Here is a 14,871-nt window from a genome sequence, read left to right as displayed (position 1 = left end):
ATACCCTCAGGGTGTGATTGACGCGAAACTGCTCCGTGAGAACCCCGATGTCGTCCGCGCGGCCCTGACCAAGCGCGGTGAGAGTACGGACCTGGTCGACCAGATCCTGGTCGCCGACAGTGAGCGTCGATCGTCCATCTCCGCCTTCGAGGCGCTCCGGGCCGAGCAGAAGTCGCTCGGCAAGCAGGTCGCCCAGGCGAAGGGCGACGACCGGACCGCCCTGCTGGAGCGGACCAAGACCGTGGCCGCGGACGTGAAGGCCAACGATGCTGCCGCCAAGGAGGCCGAGCAGCGCTTCGACGAGCTCGCCAAGGCCCTGCCGAACCTGGTCTCCGACGAGGCCCCGGTCGGCGGCGAGGACGATTTCGTCGTGGTCGAGGAGGTCGGCAAGCCGCGCGACTTCGCCGCCGAGGGCTTCGAGCCCCGCGACCACCTCGAGCTGGGCGAGCTGCTCGGCGCGATCGACATGGAGCGCGGCGCGAAGATCAGCGGCTCGCGGTTCTACTTCCTCAAGGGCGCCGGGATGCTGTTGCAGCTCGGCATGCTGCAGCTGGCGATCCAGCAGGCGGTGGAGAACGGCTTCACCCCGATGATCACGCCGACGCTGGTCAAGCCCGAGGTGATGGGCGGCACCGGGTACCTGTCGGCGCACGACGACGTGTACCGGCTCGAGGACCCCGAGCTGTACCTGACCGGTACGTCGGAGGTCGCGCTCGCCGGGTACCACATGGACGAGATCCTCGACCTGAGCGACGGCCCGATCCGGTACGCCGGCTGGTCGTCGTGCTACCGCAAGGAAGCCGGGTCGCACGGGAAGGACACCCGCGGGATCATCCGCGTCCACCAGTTCGACAAGGTCGAGATGTTCTCCTACTGCAGGCTCGAGGACGCCGCCGACGAGCACCTGCGGCTGCTGGCCTGGGAGAAGGAGATGCTCGACAAGATGGAGCTGAGCTACCGGGTGATCGACACCGCGACCGGTGACCTCGGCGTCTCGGCGTACCGGAAGTTCGACTGTGAGGCGTGGGTGCCGACGCAGGGCCGGTACCGCGAGCTGACCTCGACGTCGAACTGCACGGACTTCCAGGCGCGCCGGCTGAACATCCGGCACCGCGACGCCGACGGCAAGACACAGCCGGTCGCGACGCTGAACGGGACGCTGGCCACCACCCGCTGGATCGTCGCGATCCTGGAGACCCACCAGCTCAAAGACGGCTCGGTCCGCGTCCCGACCGCCCTGCAGCCGTACGTCGGCGGCCGCGAAGTCCTCGAACCGGTCGGTAAATGAGGGCAAAGCCGACGGCAGTTGCCCTGGACATCGATGGCACGCTGATCGATCACGACGAGGGGATGTCGCCCGCGGTCCTCGACGCGGTACGGCGTACCGCGGCGCAGGTGCCGGTGATCCTGGCCACGGGCCGGGCCTGGTCGACCACCAGACCGGTGGCCGAGCGGCTCGGCCTGCCGGCCGGCGGGTTCGTTGTCTGCAGCAACGGTGCGCGGACGATGCGGTTCCCCGACGGTGACGTCGTCGACGAGCGGACCTTCGACCCGTCGACGGTGATCACGTCGGTCCGCAAGTACGCACCGAACGCGCGGATGGCGGTCGAGGAGTCCGACGGCACCTACCTGGTGACCGCGCCGTTCCCGGACGGCGACCTCGGCCGGGACGCGAGGATCCGCGTGGTCGGCGACGACGAGCTCGCGCCGCAGCCGGTGACCCGGTTGATCATCCGCGACCCGGACCAGTCGGAGAGCGACTTCGTCCACCTGGCGGAACGCCTCGGGCTGCACGGCGTCAGCTACTTCGTCGGCTGGACCGCCTGGCTCGACATCGCGCCGGAGGGCGTCGACAAGTCGACCGGGCTGAAGGTCGCGCTCGCGCAGTACGACCTGGAGCCGTCCGGTCTGCTGGCGATAGGTGACGGACGCAACGATATCGAGATGCTGACGTACGCCGGTCTCGGTATCGCCATGGGTTCGGCTCCTGACGAGGTGAAGTCGGCCGCCGACGAGGTGACCAAGTCCGTCCAGGACGACGGCGTCGCCACGATACTCAACCGCTGGTTCTGAGACCAACCCTTTTCGGTCAGAATCGAAAGGGTTGACACGATCAACTTGCTGTAGGCAACCGAAAGGCCCGGAACCCCTGTGCGTACAGGAGTTCCGGGCCTTCTGTCCGATAGTCCGCTGGCGGGCCGAGTATCGGATCAAGCAACCCGGGTGCTGCCGGTCCGGCGTGGCTGGCACTGCTGGTGGTCGACGACGGTGTCGAACGCGTCCAGCACCGCGCCGACCTCGGGCCGCGGCCGCGGCGTCTTGGCTGCCGGGCTCTGACCGCGCCGCGCACGGCGCAGGTGACGCTTCACCGTCGACAGCGAGCAGCCCAGCCGCATGGCCAGTGACTCCAGGCTGTCGTTCGGGTACTGCGTGCGCAGCCGGAGGACCTCTTCGTGGCTCACCGGCCGGCGCGTGCCCCGTGCACCGGCGAGTTGGTCGAAGTCATCGGCCTGCACCTCGACGTCGAGCAGGTTGCGGATCGAACGCCGTTGTACAGCAGTGGTTCCGGCGACGAAGCCGCTCACATCGTGCTCGGCGACGGCGCTGTACAGGCATTCGGTGAAGAGCGGGCAGGACGCGCACAACGCCTTTGCCTCGCGGACGAGCTGTTCGTACCGCTCCCGAGTGCGACGGGTTGCGGACGCTGGCGGCGGTTCTTCCATCAGGCGGTGCTGAAAGATGTCGGAACGGGCGATGCAGCCGGTCATTGCCCCCTCCTTGATGGAAGATGTGTCGACAGCCGCTCGGGAGCTACTGCCCCCCGGCCCCGCTAGATTGGCGCTGTTGACGGTCATCAAGGCTCCCCAAGTATCAAGACCCGAGTGAACGAACGATGAACACCGTTCGTCCGCACGGATCCGCTAGCTGATGGACCCGCGCTTTGTTGCCGGCCCACCATGTCGTCCCGGGCGCGGGACGCACCGATCCATAACTGTTGACGCCACTGCCGAGGTTTTGGTTGCAGCCAATTCCACAACAGTTCTTCGACGTTTGTGTGTGCTTACCGGGGTGGGGCGGCATCAGTCGCGCTGATCCAGAACACGCTTAGGACGCGGCCGAACAGCCGCCGGTTCCCCACCAGACCCAACGCATGAAATCACGCGCCAACCGTGCCGCGCAGGGGAACTTGCTGCCTTTGCAGCATCCTGCCGTAACGGTCTGATGACGTTGTCAAAAGCTCAATCAGATAAGTCAAAAAGGGCTGAAACCGACGTCCAATAGCTTGCGCCCGAGGTGTCGGGAGGAGTAGTGCGACGCCGGCTGCCACGAGGATACGGTGACCTGGTGACGGCTTCGCAGTACCCCCGCCTGATAGCCACTGATCTCGACGGAACGCTCGTGCGCAGTGACGGAACCGTGTCCGCCCGGACCTTGACAGCAGTGCGTGCCGCGCAGCGCGCCGGAAGTGTTTTCGTGATGGTCACCGCGAGGCCACCTCGCTGGCTGCACGACCTGTCCGACCTCGTCGGTGATCACGGAATCGCGATAGTTGCCAACGGCGCTATTTTGTACGACGTCCTGCATCGTAAGGCGATTCGGACCCGATTGATCGATCCCGCGGTCGCGCTCGAGGTCGCACAAGCGATCCGTACGGCGATCCCGGACGTGCAGTTCGCGATCGAGCGACCGGACCGCTACGGACAGGAACCGGTCTACCTCAATCGCTGGCCTAAACCTGACAACACCTTGGTCGCGGCCGTCGAGGAGCTACTTTCGGAGCCGGCCGCAAAACTGCTCGTCCGGCATCCGAGTCTGCACTCGGACGAACTGCTGGCCCGCGTGACACCGTTGGTCGGCCAACGAGTGACGGCCAGCCATAGCGGCGGTCACGGGTTGGTGGAGATTTCCGCGACCGGTGTCTCGAAGGCCGCGATGCTCGCCGATTTCGCTGCAGAACAAGGGATCTCGGCTGCTGAGACGATCGCATTCGGTGATTCCGTCAACGATCTGCCGATGCTTGCCTGGGCGGGTACGTCGTACGGCGTGGCGAACGCACATCCCGAAGTACTCGCGGTGGTGGACAAAGTGTGTCCCACAAACGACGAGGACGGCGTCGCCGCCGTCCTCGAGGAGTTGTTGCAGCCTTTGAAATAAGGCGTTTACAGATACATCCCACCACTGCGCGGATCGTCGGTGTTGCCGGCCTGCGGTCCACCGGGGAAGCCGGGCTGCCCCTCGGGCAGCTGCTGGCCGCCGGGCAGTGCGCGACGCATCTGCTCGAGCTGCTGACGCGCGGCCATCTGCTGCGCGAACAGCGCCGTCTGGATGCCGTGGAACAGACCCTCGAGCCAGCCCACCAGCTGCGCCTGCGCGATCCGCAGCTCGGCGTCGGTCGGCGTGCTGTCGTCGGTGAAGTCGAGGCTGAGTCGCTCCAGCTCCTCGACCAGCTCCGGCGCCAGGCCGCTCTCGAGCTCCTTGATCGACGCTTCGTGGATCGAGCGCAGCCGCGCCCGGGAGGCTTCGTCGAGCGGCGCCGACTTCACCTCTTCCAGCAGCTGCCGGATCATGTTGGCGACCCGCATCACCTTGGCCGGCTGCTCGACCAGCTCGGTCACCGAGCGTGGTTCGTCCTCGCGGTCGTCGTGATCGTCGTCGGAGCGCGGCGGCCCCTCGACGGCCATGCCGTCAGGCCCGACGATCAGCACCTTGCCGTCCTCGGTCCTCGCCCCGGCCATCGGAACACCCTGGCCCTCGCTGCTGCTCTCGGTCATCTGCCCATCCTAGGACGCCCTCATGACGCGCGAGCGCGGTGGCGGCGTACGGCGTCGCGGTTGGCGCAGGTGGGGCTGCAGTAGCGCTGGCGACCGGTGCGGGACAGGTCGGCGTACACGTTGTCGCAGCCTTCGGTGGCGCAGCGGCCGAGTCGGGTGATGCCACGGCCGGCCAGGTGCAGCGCCGTACCTGTGCTGATGAGTGTCGCGACCAGACGACCGACCGGGACGTTGTGTGGGCGGTAGTGCATGTGCCAGCCGTCGCCGGCGTGGTTGGTCAGCCGCGGATGCTCGGTGTACTTCGCGAGCATCGCGTTGACCAGATCCACGCGGGTCTGCTCGTCCTCCGCGTCGACTACCTGCAGCCACTCCTCGATCGCGACGTTGACGGCCGCCAGGTCCGCCGCGGTCACACGGCGCTCACGCACGAGCCAGCTGTCGACGCCGTTCTCCTCGCATCGCTCGGCCAGCTCCTCCGGCGTGGTCGCGGGCCGGGTGACCAGGTTGACCGCCAGCAGGACGGCGTCCGCGCCGTAAGGGTTGAGATGCATAATGCCATTACATCACGATGGGTTCATGACAGAAACCCATCGGCATCGCTGGAGTGCAGTCTCGTCCCACCCGGTCAGCGAGGGCCTGGTCGTCTACCAGCGGTGCGCCTGCGGACAATGGCGCATCACCGGCACGCCCCCGTACCCCGTCGCGTACCCCGAGGTCGCGATCAGTCCTTCGCGGTAAGGCGGCGGACGAGGCGGGCCGTAGTCGCGTCCACGTCGTACGGATGACCGGTGCCCGGGGTGAGTTGGTCGAGGACCAGGCCGTCGATCGCGAAGTGCAGCAGGCGAATCTCCTCGGCGCCGCCCGGCAGGCCTGCGTTCGAGTTGAACGCGACGTCGGCGTCGAACCCCTGCCGGATCGTCCGCGCCAGGATCTCGTGCAGGCCGGGTCGCCGAGCCGCTTCGAGGCGGAGTTCCAGGAGGGCAAGCGAGAGTTCGGGACGGCCGAGCAGTCGCTCGACGATGTAGCGCACGTAGTCGGTCATCAGATCGACATCCGGCTTGCGCTCGGCCAGCGGTTCGAGGACGGCCGGATCCGGTGCGAGCCGCTCGAAGATCCGCTCCCCGAGCGCGCCGAGCAACGCGTCGCGGGTCTTGAAGTAGTTGGACGCCGTACCGGCAGGGAGTCCCGCGGCAGCGTCGACGGCCCGATGGGTGAGCCCGCGGGCGCCCGCCTCCGCGAGGACGGCCAGGCCGGCGTCGGCGAGCTGGGTACGGCGTTCCGGGTTCCGCGGCATGTTGACAGGCTAGCAGATGTTCCACTACAACTGTCGTACACAACAACGACAGCTGTAGTAGTCAGGAGAACGTATGCAACCCGCGGCATTCGGCGCAACCGTGGTCACAGACCGGCCTTCGGAGGTCGCCGCCTTCTACACGCAGTACCTGGACCTACAGGTCGGCATCGACCTCGGCTGGTTCATCACACTTCGCCGGGGTACGGCGGACTGGGAGCTGGCGATCTGCGAGCGCGGTCATCCGACCGTCCCGGCAGCGGTATCGGCGCTGACGGAGAGCGGATCCGTCTTCGGCTTCATCGTCGACGACGTGGACAAGGTCGCAGCGCAGTTGAGCGAAGGCGGTGTCCAGCTCGAGACGCAGCCGGTCACCGAGGTGTTCGGGCAGCGGCACTTCTTCGTCCGCGACCCCGCCGGCACCTGGATCGACGTCATCCAGTTGGTCGAACCCGACCCGGCCTGGCTACAGAGTCAGCAGAACCTTGCCTAGCTGAGTGGACTGCTCGAGGGTCCTGTGTGCCTCGGCGACCTCGGCGAGCGGGAATGTGGTGTGGACGATCGGGCGGACCTTCTTCGCCGCGATCAGCGGCCAGACGTGGCCGACGACCTCGGCGAGGATCTGGCCCTTGTTCTCGACCGATCGGAACCGCAGGCCGGTGGCGATGATCGAGCCGCGGCGACTCATCAGCCGACCGAGGTCGAGCTCGCCCTTCGCGCCGCCCTGCATCCCGATCACCACCAGGCGTCCGTCGTACGCGATCGACTTCACGTTGTCGGTCAGGTACTTCGCGCCCATGATGTCGAGGATCACGTCGGCGCCGGCGTTCTTGGTCGCCTCCTGGACGACCGAGGCCCACTCGGCTTCCTTGTAGTTGATGGCGACGTCCGCACCGAGCCGGGTGCAGAACTCCATCTTCTCCTTGCTGCCGACCGTGGTGAGCACCCGCGCGCCGTGTGCGACCCCGAGCTGGATCGCCATCGAGCCGATCCCGGACGAGCCGCCGTGCACCAGCAGGGTCTCGCCGGCCTTGAGGTGCGCGGTCATGAAGATGTTCGACCAGACGGTCGCGACCACCTCGGGCAGCGCGGCGGCGCTGACCAGATCCAGGCCGTCCGGCACGGGCATCACCTGCGGAGCGGGTACGGCGACCTTCTCGGCGTACCCGCCGCCGGCCAGCAGCGCGCAGCACTCGTCGCCGACGGACCAGCCCTCGACCTCGGCGCCGACCGCGGAGATCCGGCCGGACACCTCGAGGCCGATCGTGCCGGGGGCGCCGGGTGGCGGTGGGTAGAAGCCCTGCCGCTGCATCAGGTCGGCCCGGTTCACGCCCGCGGCGACGACGTCGATGACGACCTCGTCGACGGCTGGTTGCGGGTCCGGGATCTCGCCGATCCGGAGGACCTCGATTCCGCCGGCACCCTCACAAACGACAGCTCGCATGTTCCACAACCTACCCTCAGGTCGCGACGAGCTGCTCCATGTCCCGGGCGATGCTGTCGAGGTAAGTGGTCTCGCCTATCGACTGGAACCAGTCCCATAGTTCGAGCGAGTGGTAGAGCCGGTAGAGGTCGGTCCGGTCCGCCGGCAGCTCGCCGTACCCGGCGGTGAGCCCGGCGAGTTTCTCGGCGTTGTCGTGCGCGGAGTACTGGATCGTCTTGGCGATGTCGATCAGCGGGTCCGCGGCGATCGCGTTCTCGACGTCGATGAAGCCGGTGACGCGCCAGGTATCCGGATCCACGAGCACATTGCCTTCGTGGAAGTCGTTGTGACACAGGACGGCGGCCTCGTTGTCGGCGAACAGGTGCCGATGCTGATCGACGTACGTGGAGATCTTCGCCTGCAGCTTCGGGTCTCCGCCGAGCTGCTCGAACTCGGTCAGCTTCTTCGCGAACTGGCGGTCCATGTACTGCTCGTTGTCAGGCAGCGGATCGAGGATCCGGTCGGTCAGATAGCCGTACTCCGGCTGCCCGATGCGGTGAATGCGGGCGAGCAGCTCGCCGAGCTGCTTGTACGTCGCGCGCCAGTCCGGCGGCTCGAGCTCCGACAGCGGGACCCCGTCGAGCTTGGTCAGGATCGTGACGCTGTCACCGACGTGCACGACTCGCGGGATCGAGCCGCTGAGCTCCTGTTCCAGCATCCCGTAAACGTGGACTTCCTTCGCCTGCTTCCAGGCCCACTCCGGCGCGTAGACCTTCACGATCAGCGGGTCGGTGTCCGTGCGTACTTCGTAGACGGTGCTGAGCTGCCCGCCGGTGCGCTCGACGATCTCGACGATCTCGGTACCGGGGCGGGCTTCGGCCACGACGCGGGCGATATCCACAGGCTCGACGCTACGAGCCGTGTCCATCCATTTTCAGTCTGTTTCAGTCGTCCAGATCGGCCCAGGTGTCGACGTCGTCGCCGGATCGGGTTGGTTCGGTCCAGGTCAGGTTGAGGCCGGCGAGCGTCCGGCGTACCGACTTGTCCCGGGGATCGCCGACGCGCTGGATCGCGTCGGCCAGCGCGGTACGTCGGTACGCCGTCGCGAGCTGCTGCTCCCGTCCGGAGGAGTCGCGCAGCCCGTGCCCGTCGGCCTCGGCCAGCCCGTCGACCAGCGTGGTGACGTCAGCTGCGGTCAGCCAGGGCAGGTCGCAGCTGACGACCACGACGATCGGTGCGGTCCCTCGCTGGAGGCCGGCCGCGAGCCCCGCGACCGGACCGCCTGCTGGCGGATCCTCGACGGTCCAGCCGACCTCGCGGTACGTCGTACGCACCGGCCCGACCACAGTCGTGTTGGCCGCGCCCGCCGTTGCCGTCAGCACCCGGTCCAGCAACGTCATGCCGTCGAGCACCAACATCGCCTTGTCCACCCCACCGAACCGAGTGGACCCGCCCCCAGCCAGCACCACCGCGTCAAACTCCACGGAGGCAGTCTCGCACTCGGGTTGTGCGGCACCATGGAGAGATGAGGATCGCTGTGGTGCAGACCGCCAGTGGTTATGACAAGGCTGCCAACCGGGACCTGGTCGGTCGTCTGGTCGCGGACGCCGCGCAGGGACGGCCTGATCTGGTCGTGCTGCCGGAGGCGATGATGTCCGACTTCGCTGTCGAGGGTGAGTCGGTGGCAGAGGCGGCCGAGTCGCTCGACGGCGAGTTCGTGGCGACGCTGCGGAAGGCTGCGGTCGAGCACAGCGTGGCGATCGTGGCCGGCATGTTCGAGCGCAGCTGTGACCAGCACCGTCCGTACAACACTCTGCTGGCTGTCGGCGCGGACGGGGCGCTGCTGGGCGCTTATCGCAAGATCCACCTCTACGACGCCTTCGGGTACAAGGAGTCCGACCAGCTGACTGCGGGCGACGTAGCCCCGGTGGTGGTGCAGGTGGGCGACCGGAAGCTCGGTCTGATGACTTGTTACGACCTGCGCTTCCCGGAGCTCTCCCGCGCGCTGATCGACGCTGGAGCGGAGGTACTCGTCGTTCCGGCGGCCTGGGTACGCGGACCGCTCAAAGAGCACCACTGGACCACTCTGCTCACCGCACGCGCGGTGGAGAACACGTGCTACGTCGCAGCCGCCGCACAGAACGGCAAGAAGTACTGCGGCCTCAGCCAGATCGTGGACCCGCAGGGCGTCGCACTGGCGTCCGTGGGCGAGTCGGACGGACATGCGTTCGCTGAGATCACGGCTGAGCGGCTGGCCGACGTACGCAAACGCAACCCGTCTCTGCAGAACCGCCGGTACGCCGTCACGCCCCGCTGATCGCCCAGTGCGCGGACCGACTGGTCCGAAACGGTCACTGACACGTTAACCTCCTGGCGTGGTGGATGCGTTTGATCTGGAGCATCACGGTGATCTAGAGGTCGGCGAGGGTCTCGTCGACCTGGCCGTCAATGTCCGCGCGGGCACTCCGCCGCCGTGGCTGGTCGAAACGATCACGGCGAGCCTGACGGACCTCGCGGCGTACCCACGGCCCGGTGTCGCGGTCAACGCGGTCGCGCGACGCCATGGCGTGTCGCCGGATCGGGTGCTGCTCACCGCGGGTGCTGCGGAGGCGTTCGTGCTGATCGCGCGGGCCTTCCGGCCTCGGCATCCGGTCGTCGTTCATCCACAATTCACCGAGCCCGAAGCGGCGTTGCGTTCGGCCGGGCACCTGGTCGACCGGGTCATCCTGCGGCCTGAGGACGGGTTCGTGCTGGACCCGTCCGCCGTACCCCGGGACGCCGATCTGGTCGTCATCGGTAATCCGACCAACCCGACGTCGGTGCTGCACCCGGCCGACTCGTTGCGCGAGCTGGCGCGGCCCGATCGGATCCTGGTCGTCGACGAGGCGTTCATGGACGCCGTACCGGGTGAGCCCGAGTCGCTCGCGGGGGCCTCGATCCCAGGGCTCGTGGTGGTGCGCAGCCTGACCAAGACCTGGGGGCTTGCCGGGCTGCGGGTCGGATATGTGCTCGCGGCGCCGAGTTTGATCGAACAATTGTCAGCCGTTCAACCGCAGTGGCCGGTGTCCACTCCTGCTCTCGCAGCGGCAATTGCCTGCAGCAACGAGCGTGCCGTCACGGAAGCGGCCCAGGCTGCGCTCGACATTTCCCGGCAGCGTGTCCATTTGCTTGACAAGCTGAGTGCGGCGCCTGGCCTTTCGACGTACGGCGTGGCGTCGGCGCCGTTCGTTCTCGTCCACGTTCGTGGGGCTGCGGAAGTGCGGGAATCCCTGCGTGCACAGGGGTTTGCGGTCCGGCGTGGGGATACGTTCCCTGGTCTGGGGCCGGACTGGTTGCGGATCGCCGTACGGCCGGAGGATGTCACCGACGGGTTTGTGAAAGTACTCGCGGATCTCCTTCGCTGAAACTCCGCTGCTGAATCGAGTTGCCGCTGTAACGCTCGGGGGGTTTAGCCGGGCTCCACTTTGCGCACAAGATGGCCAGGGTGCTCCGTTGATGATGTCCGGGGCATCTTTCTGGCCATTCGCGAAGGGAGCAGCACAATGGGTCTCAGCGACGACGACATGAACACCTCGTCCGAAGGTGGCGAAGGCTTGGCCGACGGGGGTGCCACCGCGGGCGGCACCGATGGTGGAGCCGACGGCGGCGCGGGCGGCAACACGTCCGGTGGGTACGGCGACAGCTCGTCCTCCGATGCTGGGGCTGACGGCGGCGCCGATGGTGGTGCTGGTGGCGTTGGTGAGGGTCCGGCTGACGGTGGTGCTTCGCAGGGTGCGTCGGATGGTGGCGCCGATGGTGGTGCTGGTGACGGCGCGGGCGGTGGCTCCGGTGGTTATGGCGAGGGCACCGCGGATGGCGGCGCGAACGAGGGTGCGTCGGACGGCGGCGCTGACGGTGGTGCTGGTGGCGTTGGTGAGGGTCCGGCTGACGGTGGTGCTTCGCAGGGTGCGCAGGATGGTGGCGCCGACGGTGGTGCTGGTGATGGCGCTGGCGGCGGCTCCGGTGGTTACGGCGAAGGTACTGCGGACGGCGGCGCGAACGAGGGTGCGTCGGACGGCGGTGCAGATGGTGGCGCTGATGGTGGTGCCAGCGGCGGCGCGGGCGGCGGCGGGAACTCTGGGAGCTGGTGAGTGTGATGCCGGGCGCCGGGCGTGAATCCGACTCCGTGGACCCCTCGGGTGTGGCTGGTGGGTCGTGCCGGGGTGAGTTGTGGGATGAGCGCCCGGCGCTCCGGCGTTGTGTGGCGGGGGATCTGGACGAGTTCGCCAGCTCCTACTGGGGTGCGCGAGCATTGCTGTCCCACGGTCCGGATCTGCCAGCGCCGTACGACGATCTGTTCAGTCTCGAGGCCGTGGACGAGCTGTTGTCCCGGCGTGGTCTGCGGACGCCGTTCTTGCGCATCGCCAAGAACGGTGCGGTCGTGGGCGACAGTCAATTCACCGGTCCGGCTGGTGTGGGTGCGGAGGTCGCCGACCAGGTACGGGACGACAAGGTGGCCGCGTTGTTCGCCAGCGGGCACACCGTCGTACTGCAGGCGCTTCATCGGACCTGGCCGGCTCTTGTCGACTTCTCGACCCAGCTGTCTGCGGACGCTGGGCATCCGGTGCAGATCAACGCGTACATCACTCCTGCGGAGTCGCGGGGCTTCTCGGCGCACTACGACGTACACGACGTCTTCGTACTGCAAGTGGCCGGCGAGAAGCATTGGACAGTTCACGAGCCAGTCCACCTCGATCCGCTGCGGAACCAGCCCTGGACAGACCACGCGTCGGCCGTCGCCGCGGCTGCGCGTGACAAGGCTCCGGTGATCGACGAGGTCCTCCGCCCGGGTGACGCTCTCTACGTACCGCGTGGATTCCTGCACTCCGCCAAGGCGCTGGGCGGGGTCAGCGCACATCTGACAGTCGGACTACACACGCTCACGCGCTATCTGCTCGTCCAGGAACTGGCAGCGCTGGCCGCGAACCAGCCCGCCCTGCGCACCGCCTTGCCCCTCGGCTTCGACCCCGGCGACCCGGAGCAGCTCGCCGAACTCCTCCCTGCCGTGGCTGAGCTCTTCACCCAGGAGATCCGCTCCACAACCCCAGACGCCCTGGCCGCCCGACTACGGCGCCGCACCTGGTCCGGCAACCGGCCCGCCCCGCTGCCACCGCTGGCCCACGCCGCGTCGATCGCATCTCTGTCCGTAGGCACCACAGTCCGCCTACGCCCCGGTCTCCGCTGCCGCCTCGTCCCCGGCGACCTGGTCGTCCTCCAACTCCCTGACCGCACGATCACCTTCCCGCCGGCCACCGCCCCAGCCCTCGCCGAACTAACCTCCGGTACCGACTGCAAGGTAGGCGATCTCCCCGGCTTGGACGACGCCGACCAACTGGTCCTGGTCCGCCGCCTCCTCACGGAAGCGGTCGTAGTCGCAACCGACAACTGAGGTCCCATCGAGCCGGTGTGGAATTGTGAGGTGCCGTGGACTACGGGGACGCTCGCTACCGACCGGAAACAGGCTGCGCAGCCCAAGCCGACCTCCGGCACGACTCCCTGATCGCCACCGCCCCACCCGCCCAACGCTGGCTCCTCATCGAATCCCAAGCCCCCTGGCCCCGCCAGGCCCTCACCTCCCTCGGAGCCGCTGGCGCCGAGGGCCGCGCGCCAACAGGCCCCGGCGGCGGGGCAGAGCACCGCACGCCAACGAACGCCGGAGCCGGCGGGGCCGAAGGCCGCGCGCCAACGGGCGCCGGGGCCGGTGGGACAAAGGGGCAGGCGCCAACAGGCGCCGGAGGCAGTGGCGCCGAGGGTCAGGCGCTACCAAGCCTCGGAGCCGGTGGCGCCGAGGGCCGCGCACCAACAGGCCCCGGAGGCGGTGGGGTAGAGGGCCGCGCGCGAATGGGCGCCGGAGCCGGTGTGGCCGAGGGGCAGGCGCTAACAAGCGCCGGAGTCGGTGGGGCCGTGGGTCCGGCGCTAACAAGCCTCGGAGGCCGTGGGGCCGAGGCGGGTGTGGGGCTTGGGGATGTGGTTGCGCGGACGTGTCGGGAGTTGGGGATTCGGCCGGTGTTGGTTCGGCGGTATGGGCGGGTGGATCGGGCGCGGAGTCGGCGTTGGGGATTGGTGGACTGCCGGCCAGGGCGTGAAGAGATCCGGTGGGGGACGCTGCCGACCGACGAGCATCTGCTCGACGTGCTTGCGGGCAAGGATCCGGGCAGCGTCAGCAACGAGCCTGTCTACCTCGTCTGCACCCACGGCCGTCACGACGCATGCTGCGCCGTGCGCGGGCGTCCGGTCGCCGCAGCACTCGCCTCCGCCTACCGCGAGCGCACGTGGGAGTGCAGCCACATCGGCGGCGACCGCTTCGCGGCAAACGTCGTCGTACTTCCGCACGGACTCTTCTACGGCCACGTCCCACCAACGCGCGCGGTCGAACTCGCCCGGCAGTACGACAAGGGTCTCGTCGTACCTGATCTCCTCCGCGGATCAGGTGCCTTCACCCCACCCGTCCAAGCCGCCCAACACTTCGCCCGCCAAGCCGGCCACGCACCAACCGTCGACAACCTCCAACCGCAATCCGTCCAGCAACTCCCCGACCACCGTTGGCGAATCCTCCTCGCATCCACCACCGGTTCGATCTCCGTCGAGGTGTCAGCTCACCTCGACACCGTCGACGCCCGACTGACCTGTGCAGGTTCCTCGCCCGCCCAGATCCGCCGCTTCGAGCTCCACACCCTCACCACCAGCTGAACCCCTCGCTCAGGTTGGGTCGATTGGGCGGTCCTCGAGATGCGCGCCAAAGAACGCAGACTGGCGGGCCATGATTTCGCGCATAGGTGTGCTTCGAGGAACGCCGTACACAGTGCCCGGAAAGTCCAGCTCGCGTTGGGTCTGCCACAGCTCTTCGTGCCGGTCCGGGGAGAAGAGTTGGGCCGGGTTGCCGGCAGCGATCCAGCCGATCGGGAGGATCGTGCCTGGCTCCAGGCGCGAGTTGACGTGCAGCACGCTGTTGATCCGCAGCTCTGCGCCTGTGCCGGCGACGGAACCGGGGAACAACGCGGCGCCCGTGGCGATGAAGACTTCATTCTCGACCGTGGCGCCGTTGACGTGTGCATGGGGACCTACCAGGACCGCGTCGCCGATCAGGGCGGGATGGTCGGCCCGGCCGCGCACCAGGGCGTTCTCCATCACCACACTGTTCTCGCCGAGTCTGATCTCGCCGTTCTCCGCCGTCAGCACAGCACCGTGCAGGACCCTGCTGCCTTCGCCGAGGACGACGGCGCCGCAGAGCACGGCCGATGGTGCGACGTACGCGGATTCGGGCACGACCGGTCGTCGGCCGCGGTGTTCGAGCAGCATCTGTCGCTGTCCTTTCGTTGCGTGACCACCTCGCTCAAGCTGTACCA

At 67.9% G+C, this 14,871-nt stretch carries 18 protein-coding genes; 10 read left to right on the top strand and 8 right to left on the bottom strand.

Features of this window, described 5'->3' with window-relative positions:
• The first annotated feature begins 13 nt into the window (after window positions 1–13).
• Both serS and FDA38_RS20505 read left to right on the top strand, forming a co-directional pair.
• Window positions 14–1,288 (top strand): serine--tRNA ligase, encoded by a 1,275-nt coding sequence (gene serS / locus FDA38_RS20510; protein WP_137255719.1) that lies wholly within the window; start codon window positions 14–16, stop codon window positions 1,286–1,288.
• A complete protein-coding gene (locus FDA38_RS20505; RefSeq protein WP_137255718.1) occupies window positions 1,285–2,073 on the top strand; it encodes an HAD family hydrolase in 789 nt (262 codons plus the stop codon). Before serS ends, FDA38_RS20505 begins: the two co-directional genes overlap by 4 nt.
• A 137-nt stretch (window positions 2,074–2,210) precedes the next feature.
• Here the strand turns inward: FDA38_RS20505 and FDA38_RS20500 are convergent, their stop codons facing one another.
• The gene (locus FDA38_RS20500; RefSeq protein ID WP_233714819.1) at window positions 2,211–2,768 is read right to left on the bottom strand and encodes a WhiB family transcriptional regulator; all 558 of its coding nucleotides are present in this window, start codon (window positions 2,766–2,768) and stop codon (window positions 2,211–2,213) included.
• A 577-nt stretch (window positions 2,769–3,345) separates the two neighbouring features.
• Between FDA38_RS20500 and FDA38_RS20495 the strand changes: the two genes are divergently transcribed.
• Window positions 3,346–4,155: an HAD family hydrolase gene (locus tag FDA38_RS20495; protein ID WP_137255716.1), complete on the top strand. Its 810-nt coding sequence runs from the start codon at window positions 3,346–3,348 to the stop codon at window positions 4,153–4,155.
• A 5-nt stretch (window positions 4,156–4,160) separates the two neighbouring features.
• On the opposite strand, the gene FDA38_RS20490 is transcribed toward FDA38_RS20495, so the two are convergent.
• On the bottom strand, window positions 4,161–4,772 hold the full coding sequence (locus FDA38_RS20490; protein ID WP_137255715.1) for a bacterial proteasome activator family protein: 612 nt from the start codon (window positions 4,770–4,772) through the stop codon (window positions 4,161–4,163).
• A gap of 20 nt (window positions 4,773–4,792) precedes the next feature.
• The gene (locus tag FDA38_RS20485; protein WP_137255714.1) at window positions 4,793–5,323 is read right to left on the bottom strand and encodes a CGNR zinc finger domain-containing protein; all 531 of its coding nucleotides are present in this window, start codon (window positions 5,321–5,323) and stop codon (window positions 4,793–4,795) included.
• Between the two features lie 25 nt (window positions 5,324–5,348).
• On the opposite strand from FDA38_RS20485, the gene FDA38_RS42285 reads away from it, so the two are divergent.
• Entirely contained in the window at window positions 5,349–5,510 is a 162-nt protein-coding gene (locus FDA38_RS42285; RefSeq protein ID WP_170989815.1) for a hypothetical protein, read from the top strand.
• On the opposite strand, the gene FDA38_RS20480 is transcribed toward FDA38_RS42285, so the two are convergent.
• A complete protein-coding gene (locus FDA38_RS20480) occupies window positions 5,494–6,066 on the bottom strand; it encodes a TetR/AcrR family transcriptional regulator (protein WP_137255713.1) in 573 nt (190 codons plus the stop codon). The genes FDA38_RS42285 and FDA38_RS20480 overlap by 17 nt on opposite strands.
• A gap of 73 nt (window positions 6,067–6,139) precedes the next feature.
• Between FDA38_RS20480 and FDA38_RS20475 the strand changes: the two genes are divergently transcribed.
• On the top strand, window positions 6,140–6,556 hold the full coding sequence (locus FDA38_RS20475) for a VOC family protein (protein ID WP_137255712.1): 417 nt from the start codon (window positions 6,140–6,142) through the stop codon (window positions 6,554–6,556).
• On the opposite strand, the gene FDA38_RS20470 is transcribed toward FDA38_RS20475, so the two are convergent.
• The 3 genes from FDA38_RS20470 to mobA are packed head-to-tail and all read right to left on the bottom strand — an operon-like array spanning window position 6,530 to window position 8,970.
• The gene (locus tag FDA38_RS20470; RefSeq protein ID WP_137255711.1) at window positions 6,530–7,507 is read right to left on the bottom strand and encodes an NAD(P)H-quinone oxidoreductase; all 978 of its coding nucleotides are present in this window, start codon (window positions 7,505–7,507) and stop codon (window positions 6,530–6,532) included. The two genes, FDA38_RS20475 and FDA38_RS20470, sit on opposite strands and share 27 nt — an antisense overlap.
• Before the next feature lie 16 nt (window positions 7,508–7,523).
• The gene (locus tag FDA38_RS20465; RefSeq protein ID WP_137255710.1) at window positions 7,524–8,414 is read right to left on the bottom strand and encodes a phosphotransferase family protein; all 891 of its coding nucleotides are present in this window, start codon (window positions 8,412–8,414) and stop codon (window positions 7,524–7,526) included.
• Window positions 8,415–8,430: 16 nt separating this feature from the next.
• Window positions 8,431–8,970 (bottom strand): molybdenum cofactor guanylyltransferase, encoded by a 540-nt coding sequence (gene mobA / locus FDA38_RS20460; RefSeq protein ID WP_137255709.1) that lies wholly within the window; start codon window positions 8,968–8,970, stop codon window positions 8,431–8,433.
• Between the two features lie 41 nt (window positions 8,971–9,011).
• On the opposite strand from mobA, the gene FDA38_RS20455 reads away from it, so the two are divergent.
• The 5 genes from FDA38_RS20455 (at window position 9,012) to FDA38_RS20435 (ending at window position 14,215) form a co-directional block, all read left to right on the top strand.
• Window positions 9,012–9,803 carry a carbon-nitrogen hydrolase family protein gene (locus FDA38_RS20455; protein WP_137255708.1) on the top strand — a complete coding sequence of 264 codons (792 nt, stop codon included), beginning with the start codon at window positions 9,012–9,014 and terminating at the stop codon, window positions 9,801–9,803.
• Between the two features lie 58 nt (window positions 9,804–9,861).
• Complete coding sequence (gene cobC, locus FDA38_RS20450; RefSeq protein WP_202877770.1) at window positions 9,862–10,890, top strand: Rv2231c family pyridoxal phosphate-dependent protein CobC; 1,029 nt, start codon at window positions 9,862–9,864, stop codon at window positions 10,888–10,890.
• A 138-nt stretch (window positions 10,891–11,028) separates the two neighbouring features.
• Window positions 11,029–11,616 carry a BatC protein gene (locus tag FDA38_RS20445; protein ID WP_137255707.1) on the top strand — a complete coding sequence of 196 codons (588 nt, stop codon included), beginning with the start codon at window positions 11,029–11,031 and terminating at the stop codon, window positions 11,614–11,616.
• Between the two features lie 5 nt (window positions 11,617–11,621).
• A complete protein-coding gene (locus FDA38_RS20440) occupies window positions 11,622–12,914 on the top strand; it encodes a cupin domain-containing protein (protein WP_137256680.1) in 1,293 nt (430 codons plus the stop codon).
• 617 nt (window positions 12,915–13,531) lie between these two features.
• Entirely contained in the window at window positions 13,532–14,215 is a 684-nt protein-coding gene (locus FDA38_RS20435) for a sucrase ferredoxin (protein ID WP_170989814.1), read from the top strand.
• A gap of 9 nt (window positions 14,216–14,224) precedes the next feature.
• Here FDA38_RS20435 and FDA38_RS20430 read toward each other — a convergent pair whose 3' ends face one another.
• A complete protein-coding gene (locus FDA38_RS20430; RefSeq protein WP_137255705.1) occupies window positions 14,225–14,824 on the bottom strand; it encodes a gamma carbonic anhydrase family protein in 600 nt (199 codons plus the stop codon).
• Between the last annotated feature and the right edge of the window lie 47 nt (window positions 14,825–14,871).

This window comes from Kribbella jiaozuonensis (genome assembly GCF_005233875.1).
Classification (GTDB): Bacteria; Actinomycetota; Actinomycetes; order Propionibacteriales; family Kribbellaceae; genus Kribbella; species Kribbella jiaozuonensis.
This window is presented reverse-complemented; position numbering and strand designations above follow the sequence as displayed.

What these genes read in the sequence shown, in the direction of transcription:
- FDA38_RS20490 (WP_137255715.1), bottom strand. Translation starts at nt 4,772, where the DNA reads ATGACCGAGAGCAGCAGCGAGGGCCAGGGTGTTCCGATGGCCGGGGCG.
- FDA38_RS20505 (WP_137255718.1), top strand. Translation starts at nt 1,285, where the DNA reads ATGAGGGCAAAGCCGACGGCAGTTGCCCTGGACATCGATGGCACGCTG.
- FDA38_RS20500 (WP_233714819.1), bottom strand. Translation starts at nt 2,768, where the DNA reads ATGACCGGCTGCATCGCCCGTTCCGACATCTTTCAGCACCGCCTGATG.
- FDA38_RS42285 (WP_170989815.1), top strand. Translation starts at nt 5,349, where the DNA reads ATGACAGAAACCCATCGGCATCGCTGGAGTGCAGTCTCGTCCCACCCG.
- FDA38_RS20445 (WP_137255707.1), top strand. Translation starts at nt 11,029, where the DNA reads ATGGGTCTCAGCGACGACGACATGAACACCTCGTCCGAAGGTGGCGAA.
- FDA38_RS20440 (WP_137256680.1), top strand. Translation starts at nt 11,622, where the DNA reads ATGCCGGGCGCCGGGCGTGAATCCGACTCCGTGGACCCCTCGGGTGTG.
- FDA38_RS20485 (WP_137255714.1), bottom strand. Translation starts at nt 5,323, where the DNA reads ATGCATCTCAACCCTTACGGCGCGGACGCCGTCCTGCTGGCGGTCAAC.
- FDA38_RS20470 (WP_137255711.1), bottom strand. Translation starts at nt 7,507, where the DNA reads ATGCGAGCTGTCGTTTGTGAGGGTGCCGGCGGAATCGAGGTCCTCCGG.
- FDA38_RS20475 (WP_137255712.1), top strand. Translation starts at nt 6,140, where the DNA reads ATGCAACCCGCGGCATTCGGCGCAACCGTGGTCACAGACCGGCCTTCG.
- FDA38_RS20455 (WP_137255708.1), top strand. Translation starts at nt 9,012, where the DNA reads ATGAGGATCGCTGTGGTGCAGACCGCCAGTGGTTATGACAAGGCTGCC.
- FDA38_RS20430 (WP_137255705.1), bottom strand. Translation starts at nt 14,824, where the DNA reads ATGCTGCTCGAACACCGCGGCCGACGACCGGTCGTGCCCGAATCCGCG.
- FDA38_RS20480 (WP_137255713.1), bottom strand. Translation starts at nt 6,066, where the DNA reads ATGCCGCGGAACCCGGAACGCCGTACCCAGCTCGCCGACGCCGGCCTG.
- FDA38_RS20465 (WP_137255710.1), bottom strand. Translation starts at nt 8,414, where the DNA reads ATGGACACGGCTCGTAGCGTCGAGCCTGTGGATATCGCCCGCGTCGTG.